This window comes from Cellulomonas jepli (genome assembly GCF_047229345.1).
In the GTDB taxonomy this organism is placed as follows: Bacteria; Actinomycetota; Actinomycetes; order Actinomycetales; family Cellulomonadaceae; genus Cellulomonas_A.
Map to the genome: position 1 here is coordinate 1 of NZ_JBFTER010000144.1, position 10,677 is coordinate 10,677.

At 75.2% G+C, this 10,677-nt stretch carries 6 protein-coding genes and 1 pseudogene; 3 read left to right on the forward strand and 4 right to left on the reverse strand.

The window, feature by feature from the left end; genetic code table 11:
* The coding region (locus AB6N24_RS21645) for a DEAD/DEAH box helicase (RefSeq protein ID WP_412871430.1) at positions 1-1,376 on the reverse strand (1,376 nt) is incomplete at its 3' end.
* A gap of 135 nt (positions 1,377-1,511) precedes the next feature.
* On the opposite strand from AB6N24_RS21645, the pseudogene AB6N24_RS21650 reads away from it, so the two are divergent.
* Positions 1,512-5,018: pseudogene (locus tag AB6N24_RS21650) on the forward strand (EAL domain-containing protein); the annotation flags it as partial.
* A 38-nt stretch (positions 5,019-5,056) separates the two neighbouring features.
* Here the strand turns inward: AB6N24_RS21650 and AB6N24_RS23155 are convergent.
* The 3 genes from AB6N24_RS23155 to AB6N24_RS21660 form a co-directional block, all read right to left on the reverse strand.
* Positions 5,057-5,800, reverse strand: coding sequence for a DUF2238 domain-containing protein (locus AB6N24_RS23155; RefSeq protein WP_489672069.1), 744 nt, complete (start codon positions 5,798-5,800; stop codon positions 5,057-5,059).
* Entirely contained in the window at positions 5,797-6,243 is a 447-nt protein-coding gene (locus AB6N24_RS21655) for an SRPBCC family protein (RefSeq protein ID WP_412871432.1), read from the reverse strand. Before AB6N24_RS21655 ends, AB6N24_RS23155 begins: the two co-directional genes overlap by 4 nt.
* A 112-nt stretch (positions 6,244-6,355) precedes the next feature.
* The gene (locus AB6N24_RS21660) at positions 6,356-7,006 is read right to left on the reverse strand and encodes a PilZ domain-containing protein (RefSeq protein WP_412871433.1); all 651 of its coding nucleotides are present in this window, start codon (positions 7,004-7,006) and stop codon (positions 6,356-6,358) included.
* A 318-nt stretch (positions 7,007-7,324) separates the two neighbouring features.
* Here AB6N24_RS21660 and AB6N24_RS21665 point away from each other — a divergent pair, with 318 nt between their 5' ends.
* Together AB6N24_RS21665 and AB6N24_RS21670 are read left to right on the forward strand one after the other, a co-directional pair.
* The gene (locus tag AB6N24_RS21665) at positions 7,325-9,421 is read left to right on the forward strand and encodes a putative bifunctional diguanylate cyclase/phosphodiesterase (RefSeq protein ID WP_412871434.1); all 2,097 of its coding nucleotides are present in this window, start codon (positions 7,325-7,327) and stop codon (positions 9,419-9,421) included.
* 191 nt (positions 9,422-9,612) lie between these two features.
* A complete protein-coding gene (locus AB6N24_RS21670; protein ID WP_412871435.1) occupies positions 9,613-10,311 on the forward strand; it encodes a TasA family protein in 699 nt (232 codons plus the stop codon).
* Positions 10,312-10,677: the final 366 nt, after the last annotated feature.

The following is a 10,677-nucleotide window of genomic DNA, read 5'->3' on the forward strand; positions in this document are numbered from 1 at the left end:
CCGCCACCCTGGCTGCGGCCGCCGGCCGACGCCGGAGCGCCACCCTGACCGCCCGCGGAGGCACCGGCGCCGCGACCGCGACCGCCGCCACCGCCCGTGCCGCCACCGGCTCCGCGGCGACGACCGTTGCCGCCACCGGCGGGACGGCTGTCACCGCGACGGGGCTGGCCCGGCGCCGGCGTGATGCCGAGCGACGCCGCGGTCGGCGTGACGAGCGGGGCGACCTCGCCGACGAGCTCGGCGACGACGCGCGAGCCCGGACGGGTCGGCTGCGGCTGGACGTTGATCTTGGCCTGACGGGTCAGGGTGCGGACGTCGCCGGCCTGCTCGGGGAGCATGACCGTGACGACGACACCCTCGGACCCGGCGCGCGCGGTGCGGCCCGAGCGGTGCAGGTACGCCTTGTGCTCGGCCGGCGGGTCGACGTGCACGACGAGCTCGACGTCGTCGACGTGGATGCCGCGCGCCGCGATGTCGGTCGCGACGAGCACGCGCACGGAGCCGCTCGAGAACGCCTCGAGGTTGCGCTCGCGGGCCGGCTGGCTGAGGTTGCCGTGCAGGTCGACGGCGGGGATGCCCGCGCTCGTGAGCTGCTTGGCGAGCTTCTTGGCCTGGTGCTTGGTGCGCATGAACAGCACGCGGCGCCCGGTGCCCGAGGCGAGCTCCTGCACGACGAGGCGCTTGGCCTCGGCGTCCGGGACGGCGAGCACGTGGTGCGTCATCTTCGCGACCGGCGACTCCGCGGAGTCGACCGAGTGCGTGAGCGGGTTGCTCAGGTAGCGCTTGACGAGCTGGTCGACGCCGTTGTCCAGCGTCGCCGAGAAGAGCATGCGCTGACCGCGCTTGGGCGTCTGGTCCATGATCCGCTTGACGCCCGGGAGGAACCCGAGGTCGGCCATGTGGTCGGCCTCGTCGAGCACGGTGATCTCGACGCCGTCGAGCGTGAGGCAGCGCTGCTTGAGCAGGTCCTCGAGGCGGCCGGGGCACGCGACGAGGATGTCGATGCCGCCGTTGAGCGCGCTGACCTGACGGCTCTGGGACACGCCGCCGAAGATCGTCGTGATGCTGAGGCGCTCGGCGCGGGCCAGCGGCTCGAGCGTCGCGGTGATCTGCGTCGCGAGCTCGCGCGTCGGGGCCAGGATGAGGCCGCGAGGGCGGGCGGCGCGGCGCGCGCCGGTCGACGCCGCGAGGCGGGCGACCATCGGCAGCGCGAACGCGAGCGTCTTGCCGGAGCCGGTGCGGCCGCGACCCAGGACGTCGCGGCCCTGGAGGGTGTCCGGGAGCGTCGCGGTCTGGATCGGGAACGGGGCGGTGATGCCCTGCGCGGTGAGGGTCTGGACGAGGGACTCGGGCACGCCGAGAGCAGAGAAGGTCATGAGGGGGCGCCTTTCCGGCGGTGGAGGAGGTCGGGGCTCGCGGCGGCTCTGCGGGGTTTCGACTGCTCGAGACCCGCCGGTGCTCCACGACGTCGGACGCGCTGGTTGCGCGCATCGCACCACCCAGTGTGCCTCATGCGGGGCGTTTACGTGCGTGTCTGTCGCGTCACGTGCGACACACCGGGTGCGCGCGGAGGGTCCGGCACGCCCGCGGGGCGGCTCGGGGGAGCCGCCGGCCGGGTGAAAACTGGACGATCGTCCACCTCCCGAGCACGTCGGCGGTGCCCGAGTCGTCAGGATCTGCGCCCACCGGACGATGGGAAGGCGGCACCGCGGCACCGCGCGGTCGACCGCACGACCCCGAGGAGAGCCGTGACCACCCCGAACGCCGTCCTGGTGCTCTCGCAGTGGGCCACGGGCGACTACTTCGGCGAGGTGCTCGCCGGCGTGACGCGGGAGCTCGGCCGCACCGGGCGGCGCGTCGTCGTCGCGCAGACGCTGGACGCGGGCCTGATGAACGACGACGCCGTGGAGCCGCCGCCGTACACGGCACGGTTCGCCTGGGACCACGTCGACTCGGTCGTCTCCGTCTCCGCCGCCGTCCCCCGCGCGTACCTCGAGGAGGTGCGCGCCGCGGGCAAGGCCGTGACCCTCACGAGCAACCGCATCCCGGGGTTCGACGCGCCCGTCGCGATGCCCGACAACGCGCAGGGCACCCGCGACGCGGTGCGCCACCTCGCGGAGCACGGCCACACCCGCATCGGCTTCGTCGGCTGCCTCGCCCAGCCCGACATGGTCGAGCGGTACGACGCGTACGTCGCCGCGCTCGACGAGCTCGGGCTCGTCGCCGACCCCGCGCACTTCTACCCCGTCGCCAACAACGTCGAGCACGGCGGCGCGCAGGCCGCGGCGGTGTTCCTCGCGTCCGACGACCGGCCGACCGGCGTGATGTTCGCGACCGACCGCAACGCCCTGGGCTTCGTCCCCGTCGTCGCCGCCGCCGGGGTCGCCGTGCCGCGCGACCTCGCCGTCGTCGGCTTCGACAACGTCGAGGCCGGCGCGTTCACGAGCCCCACGCTGACGACCGTCAACCAGCGCTTCGACAGCATCGGCGCGCTCGCGGGGCGCCTCCTGCTCGACGAGCTCCGCGGCGGCAGCCCCGAGCCGGCCGGCCACGCGCCGCCCTCGCAGGTCGTCGCCCGCGCGTCGTGCGGGTGCGCGGCGACCGACGAGCAGCCGCGGTGCGCACGGGTCAGCCCCGCCGAGGCCCTCGAGGCCCTGGAGTCACGGCTCAACGCGGTGCTCGTCGCGGGCTCGCCGCTCGTCCACGCGCGGTACGCGGTGCAGGCGACGCTCGACGCGCTCGCGGCGGTGGTCGACCAGGTCGTCGCGACCGGAGAGCGCCCCGACCACGACCGCGTCGCCGCGGTGCTCGGGCCGCTGTCCGCGCACGTGCACCGCCCCGAGGTCCTCCAGCGGGTCGACGACGCGCTCACGCGCTACGTGCAGGACCGGGTCGGGGCGCTCGACGGACCGGGCTCCGCGGTGCGGGGCCTCGTCGAGAGCATCGGGAGCCGTGCGTCCGCCGCGCTCTGGCGGATCCAGGCCGGCCTCTACGTGGGCCGCGTCGACGAGCTCCGCGGCGCGAACCAGGAGCAGTACGAGATCGGCATGGGCCTGCTCGGGCACGGCACGGACGACCCCGGCCGGCTGCACTGGCTCGCGAGCTCGCACGTGCGCGTCGGGGTGCTCGCGCGCTGGCGGGACGGGCAGCTCGTCGTCGCCGGCGTGCACGACCCCGACGGCGTCGCCGGCCCGGTGCGCGTCGGCGACGTGGTGCGCGCCGAGCAGTTCCCGCCCGTCGAGCTCGTCGAGGCCGCGGACGCGAGCCGCGGCGAGGTCACGTACCTCATGCCGGTGCGGGCGAACGGCACCGACTGGGGCACGCTCGCCGTCGTCGGCCCGATCGACACGTCCGCGGGCCGCGACACCTACAACCACTGGGCCGCGCTGCTGTGCGCGGCGTTCGAGCAGGAGCAGCTCACCGAGACGCTGCGCACGTCCGAGGAGCGCTACGCGCTGCTGGCCCGGGCGATGAACGAGGGCCTGTGGGAGTGGGACCCGCAGACCGGCGAGATGTCGTTCTCGGACCGCTGCTCGGACCTCCTCGGGCTCCCCGTCGAGCACCGCGCCGGCGACCTCGACATGCGGACCATCTGGTTCCAGGGCGTGCACCCGCAGGACGGGGAGCGGTTCCGCGCCGAGCTGCTCCGGGTGGTCGACGGCACGCTCCCGCACGCCGAGATCGAGTACCGCTTCCGCGGTCCGGGCCACGAGGGCTACCGCTGGAGGCTCGCGCGCGCGATGCCCGTGACGAGCCGCGGCCTGCTCGGGCACGCGCGGACGATCCTCGGCTCGCTCACCGACATCGACGACCGCAAGCAGCTCGAGGAGGAGCTGCGCCGCAACGCGATGTACGACGCGGCGACCGGCCTGCCGAACCGGCGCATGTTCCTGGAGCGGCTCACCACGAGCGTCGACCGGTGGGTCGCGGCGCAGGTGCCGTTCGCCGTGGTGTTCCTCGACCTCGACCGGTTCAAGGTCGTCAACGACTCGCTCGGCCACCAGGTCGGCGACCGGCTGCTGCGCGAGGTCAGCGAGCGCATCCGGTCGGTGCTGCGCCCGCAGGACACCGCGGCGCGCTTCGGCGGCGACGAGTTCGCGGTCCTGCTCGACAGCATCGACCCCGAGCAGGTCCCCCGCGTCGCCCGCCGCATCCAGCACAGCCTCGCGCGGCCGGTCGAGATCGACGGGCACGCGCTGTGGGTCACCGCGAGCCTCGGCATCGCGTCGTCGGCCGTGAGCTACGAGCGGGCCGAGGACGTGCTGCGCGACGCGGACACCGCGATGTACCACGCCAAGTCGCACGAGCCCGGCACGCTCTCCTACTTCGACGCCGCGATGCACGACCAGGCCGTGCACCACGTGCGGCTCCAGGCCGAGGTGCAGCAGGCGCTCGACGAGGAGCAGTTCGCGGTGCACTACCAGCCGATCGTCGACCTCGCGGCGGGCCACGTGCACCGCTTCGAGGCGCTCGTGCGGTGGGCCCACCCGACGCGCGGGCTGCTCGGGCCGGGCGAGTTCCTGCCGCTCATGGAGGAGACCGGGCTCGTCGTGCGGCTCGGGCGCTGGATCCTCGAGGACGTGTGCCGCCAGGTCGCGCAGTGGCGGGAGACGTACGACGGCCCGGTCAACGTCAGCGTCAACATCTCGGACCGCGAGTTCTGGCACGCGGGCCTCGTCGAGCACGTCCTGGCGTGCCTGCGGCGCTACCGGCTCGACGCGACGTGCCTGACCCTCGAGGTCACCGAGGGCGTGATCATGCGGCGCCCCGAGCTCGCGCACCACCTCATGGAGCAGATGCACACGGCCGGGCTGCGCCTGCACATCGACGACTTCGGGGCCGGGCACTCGTCCCTGCAGACCGTGCACCGCTACCCGGTCGACGCGCTCAAGATCGACCGGTCCTTCGTGAGCGAGATCCTCGAGGGGACCCAGAGCCGGGAGCTCGTCAAGGCGATCATCGCGATGGGCAGCGCCCTCGGCCTCGAGGTCATCGCCGAGGGCATCGAGACGGTCGGTCAGCTCGCGGCGCTGCGCGAGGTGGGGTGCGCGAGCGGTCAGGGGTTCCTGTTCGACCGGGCCGTCCCGGGCGACCGTGCCGCGGACCTGCTGGGCCGCTCGCTGGTCGAGGAGGTCGAGGACGCGGCGCCGCGGCGCACCAGCACCGTGCCCGCGAGGACCGACCCGAGGGCGTCGGCCACGAGGTCGCCGATCGTGTCGGCCTCGGTCACGTAGATCGACTCGTCGAGGTACGTGTGGCCGAGCCACTCGCTGATCTCCCACAGCACGCCCAGCGCGAGGCCGAGCCCGACGGTGAGCAGGACGACGCCGGCGCGCTGCCCGCGCGTCGTCGCGTCGCGGGGGTCCAGCGCCGCGCCGAGCCGCACCACGGCGAGGTAGGCGACGGCCGCGACGAGCCCCGTGACGACGAGGTGCACGACGAGGTCCCACCACGCGACCGCCTCGTACACGTCGAGGATCCCGCTCCACGCGGCGACGAGCAGCCCGATGCCGTACGCGACGTCCAGCCCGCCCGGCACGCGCAGCAGGCGTGGGACGACGAGCCCGCCGAGCACGAGCAGCATGAGCGCGACCGCGACCCCGTCGAACGTCAGCGCCACGAGGACGCTGAGCACCCCGGCGACGCGCACGGCGTCCGCCGGGACCCAGCGGCGCTGCGGCGCCGGTCCTGCGGACGGGCTGGTCGGGGTGGGCTGCACGCCCGTCACTGTAGGTCCGGCGAGGGGCCGCAGCACCCGCGTGGGGCCGACGCTGCCCGTCCGGGCCGGCCGGTCGCTCACGCGCCTCGTCCGGGGAGCGTCCGCCTGCTGACGAGCCGGTGCAGGGCCCACCACGCGAGGGGCGCGTAGCCGACGAGCGCCGGGTACGGCCCCCGCATCGTCAGCCACGTCCGCGAGCCCGTCCCGCCCGGTCCCCGGTCGACGCCGTGCTCCAGGAGCACGACGAGCGGCCCCGACCGCACGCGCCACGTCCACCGCCGGCGGTCGTGCTCGACGGCGATCACGGCGAACCGCGCGGTCACGCCGAGCGGCCCCCGGACACGACCGCGACCACCCGCGGTCAGGGTCGGCGCGTCGGCGTCGACCCGGCGCAGGTGCGGCGCCCACCGCGGCCAAAGCGCGAGCTCGTCGTAGCGGCGCCAGGCCGTCGCGGCGTCGACCTCGCCGTGCGCGCGGAGAGTCAGGGAGCCGTCGAGCAGACGGGCGAGGCGGCGCGGACGCATGCCTGATCGTCGCCCGAGGGTCCGGCGCGCGCACGGCGTGCTGCGTCGCGGGTCGGTGCCGCGGGCGCCCGGCTCAGGGCCGTGCGGGTCGGCGCCGCGGGAGCACGCGCCGTCAGATGCGCAGGCGCTCGCGGCGCTGGGCGCCCTGGGTGCGCATGACGTAGCCGAACAGCGCGTCGGCCTCGCGCGCGGTCGTCCCCTCGAACCGGCACCCGTAGTGCATCCCGGTGCGGGACTCCTGGACGCGCACGACGACGGCCGCGAGCAGGAACGGCTGGTCCAGCTCGGGGAACTCGAACCGGATCACGCTGCCGACGGGCACGGTGTCGCGGGCCAGCACGCGCATGCCGTGCGCGCTGATGTCGAGCACCGTGAAGTCCAGCTCGTGCTCGCCCCCGGGGTGCGGCGCGGGGTCGGCAGCCTCGAGCCCCTCGAGGAACACCTCGGCGGGCCGCGACACGACGCCGCGGCACGGCACGGACGTGCGGACCCGCGCGACCTCGCGCTTCTGCAGGGTCGCGACCAGGTCGACGTCGGCGATGTCCACCTGGTCGCCTGCGACGCGCGAGACGAACCCGGCGTACAGGCACTCGCCGCGGACCTCGTCGAGCACCTGGACGGTGACGTCCCGGCCGGCGGCGAGCCCGCGCACGAGGTCCTCGGAGCCGATCGTGAGCGTGTCGCCCTCGAACGCACGCACGAAGCCGACGACGGTCACGTCGTCGTCCGCCGCGCGGACCGTGCAGGGGGAGAGCTCGTGCATCGGGTGTCCGTCCATGGACGCGGCCCAGGGGGCCGCAGTGAGGCTGTTCCTCGGTCCGACGCTACCCGCGGGACCGGGCACGGGCTGCCGCCGACGGGGTGAAAGCGCGGCGCCGTGCCGGGTGAACCCGGACATCCGTCCAAGGAGCGGCGCGTCAGATGAGGAGAATCTCACAATTGTCGCTTCCGCTCCCCTACTGTGTGCCACGAGCCCCGCCTCCCCGGGCTCGCGCGTCCCCCCGCCGCCCCGTCCCGCCCCCGCGAGGTCACCCTGCCTCCCGCCCGTCGCCGCTGGTCCCTGACCCGGTACTTCGCCGTCGTGAGCGTGCTCGCCATGCTCGCGCTCGGCACGACCCTCGTGGTGACGATCTCCGGCGTCCTCCAGCGCCAGGCGCTGCGCGACGGCGTCGACGCCGCCCAGACCGTCGCGGTCTACGCGGGGCGCGCGGTCGACGCGGAGTCCTTCACGCTCGCGCTGCTCGACCCGGACCAGCGGGCGCGCCTCGAGGACGAGCTCGCGGGCTACGAGGGCCGCCTCGTGTCGCTGCGCCTCTGGACGCTCGACGGGAACCTGCTCTACGACTCCGAGAGCGCCTCGACCGGCTTCCCGGACGGCGACCGGCTCGACGCCGCGACCCGGAAGGCCACGCCCGACGCGCGCGTCGTCACCGACGTCCGGGGCGGCGAGCTCGGGGGCACGCAGCGCGAGGTCCTGTCGGTCTACACCCCGATGACGGTCGACGGGCAGGTCCTCGGCGCCGCCGAGGTCGTGCTCGACCACACGGCGACGACCGCGGCGCTGCGCGACGGGAGCCGCACCGTCACCGTCGTCGTCGTCGCGGGCCTCGTGATCCTCTGGCTGCTGCTGTTCCGGACCGTGCTGACGGCGTCCCGCCGGCTGCAGAGCTCCGCGCTCGACAACGCGCGCCTCGCGCTCCTCGACTCGCTCACCGGCCTGCCGAACCGCCGGCTCCTCGCCGACCGCCTCGGCCGGTCGATCGAGCGCGCGCACGAGGACGGCACCCGCGTGGGCCTCGTGCTGCTCGACGTCGACCGGTTCAAGGACATCAACGACTCGCTCGGGCACGACCGCGGCGACGAGCTGCTCGAGCAGGTCGCCGCCCGGCTGCGCGACGTGCTGCGCGACGAGGACCTCGTGGCGCGGCTGGGTGGCGACGAGTTCGCGGTGCTGCTGCCCGAGGTGCACAGCATCGAGGACGCGGAGCGGCTGGCCCAGCGGGTGCGCGGGGTGTTCGCGGCGCCGTTCGTGCTCGGCGAGCTGCCGCTGCACGTCGAGACGTCCATCGGCGTCGCGTGCCTGCCCGACCACGCCGACGACGCGACGTCCCTCATGCGGATGGCCGACGTCGCGATGTACACCGCGAAGGCGCACCGCCTCGGCGTCGCGGTGTACTCGCCGGACGAGGACGACTCCTCCCCCGCGCGCCTCGTGCTGCTCGGCGACCTGCACCGTGCGCTCGGCGCCCGCAGCACGGGGCGCGGGGCCGTGCGCGGAGGGCCGGCGCCCGACGCCCCGGGCGGCGCTGGCGGCGAGGGCACCGCGGTCGACGGGCATGCCGAGCTCGAGCTGCACTACCAGCCGAAGGTCGACCTGCGGACCGGGCTCACCGCCGGCTACGAGGCGCTGATCCGCTGGCGCCACCCCACGCGCGGGCTCCTGCCGCCCGACCTGTTCGTGCCGCTCGCCGAGCAGTCCGGCCTGATCCACGAGCTCACCCGGTTCGCGCTCACGGCCGCCGTCTCCCAGCTCGCGGAGTGGCACCGCCAGGGACGCACGACGCCCGTCGCGGTCAACCTCTCGGCGCACGACGTCACGTCGCCCACGGTCGTCCTGCTCATCGAGGACCTGCTGCTCGAGCACGACGTCCCGGCCGAGCTGCTCGAGGTCGAGATCACCGAGACCGCGCTGGTCACCGAGCCGTCGCGCATCGTCCCGGTGCTCGAGCGCCTGTCCGCGCTCGGCGTGCAGGTGGCGATCGACGACTTCGGGATCGGCAACACGTCGATCTCCCAGCTCCTCGACCTGCCCGTCGACCAGCTCAAGATCGACCGCCGCTTCGTGACCGGGCTGACCGCGACGAGCCTGCCGTCGAGCGGGCGCGGGTCGGGCGTCGTCGTCAAGGCGATGGTCGACCTCGCGCACTCGTTCGGGCTCACGGTCGTGGCCGAGGGCGTCGAGGACGCGGCGACCGCCGAGATGCTGCGGAGCCTCGACGTCGACCAGGCGCAGGGGTACCACTACGCCCAGGCGCTGCCCGCCGACGAGCTTCCCGACCCGGTGCCGACATCGGTGTCGACCGCGGTCGCCGACGTCCCCCGCCCCGCCGTCGCCGACGTCGCCCGCCCCGCCGTCGCCGAGGTTCCCCGCCCCGCCCGCCCGGTGGCGTCCGTGTAGCCCGCGAGCCCGCCCGAACCGGCGCACACCGGCCCAGGCTGGGCCGCACCGGCCCAGACCGTCCGATCCCCGCACGAAGTCGTGCAGAAACGCTCAAGTCGCCCGGGCGTCCTGCCGATGAGCCCCACGACCCCCACCGGGACCCCCGCACCGCGCGCGGCCCCACCTCGATGAAAGGCACCCCGAGACCGATGGACGAGCTCCTCATGGAGATGGTCGACCCCCGCCCCCAGCGCCACGACGCCGCCCGACGCCGCCGGCTCGTCTCGACGGTCGTGATCCTCGGCCTCGCCGGGATCGGCGTGACCGCCCTGACGACGGCGGCCCTGTTCACCGACAACGAGGCGGTCGCCGGCAACGGCATCACGACCGGCACGATCGACCTCGCCGCGTCGGCGCCCGACTTCGTGGTGCCGAGCGGGGGGCTCGCGCCGGGGGACGCGGTGCTCGCCGAGGTCACGGTGCGCAACGGCGGCTCGTTGCGCTACCGCTACGCCGTCCGCTACCAGGCCAGCGACGTCGACACCGCGTCCGGCACCGCGGACCACGCGCCCGACGCCGAGGCCACGCAGGCGCGCCTGTCCGCGCAGCTCCAGCTCCGCCTCTACGCCGGGGTCACGTGCACGCGCGCCGGGACGGACGCCGCCGAGCCCCTCGCCCGCGCCGGGCACGTCGAGGGTGCCGGCGCGCTCGCGACCGACGGGTGGACCCGCCTGCTGGGTGACCCGACGAGCCTCGCGCAGCCCGGCGACCGCGACCTGCCCTCGCAGGAGTCGGAGACGCTGTGCGTGCGCCTCGACCTCGCGCAGGACGCGGGCAACGAGTACCAGGACACGTCCAGCTCGATCTCGCTGCGGTTCGACGCGGAGCAGACGACCAACAACTCGTGAGCACGACGACCCGGCCGTTCGGAACGACCGCGCCCGCCGACGAACCTGTCGGCGGGTCGCGGGGCGCCGGCGTGCCCCGGGTCGGCCCGCCGTCGGTCCCCACGCCGCGGCTCACGTCGGCGCCGGGGTCGGCGCCCGCTGCGGCGTCGGCGTCCACCCCGGAGCCCGCGCCGACCGGTCCCGCGCCTCGTCCTTCGCCCTGGCCCTCGCCCTCGTCACGGCCCGTGACCCGCGGACCCCGTCCCCCGGGTCACGCGCGGGCGCGTCAGCCCGGGTTCCCGCCGCTGCTCGCGCGGGCGGCCGCGCCGGCCGGCACGCGGGCGCGCGCGGGTGGCGCCGAGCCGGGACGCCCCGCCGCTGCGGGAC

Excerpts from the sequence above, each read along its gene's own strand:
- AB6N24_RS21670 (WP_412871435.1), top strand. The coding sequence starts at position 9,613 with ATGGACGAGCTCCTCATGGAGATGGTCGACCCCCGCCCCCAGCGCCAC.
- AB6N24_RS21660 (WP_412871433.1), bottom strand. The coding sequence starts at position 7,006 with ATGCACGAGCTCTCCCCCTGCACGGTCCGCGCGGCGGACGACGACGTG.
- AB6N24_RS21655 (WP_412871432.1), bottom strand. The coding sequence starts at position 6,243 with ATGCGTCCGCGCCGCCTCGCCCGTCTGCTCGACGGCTCCCTGACTCTC.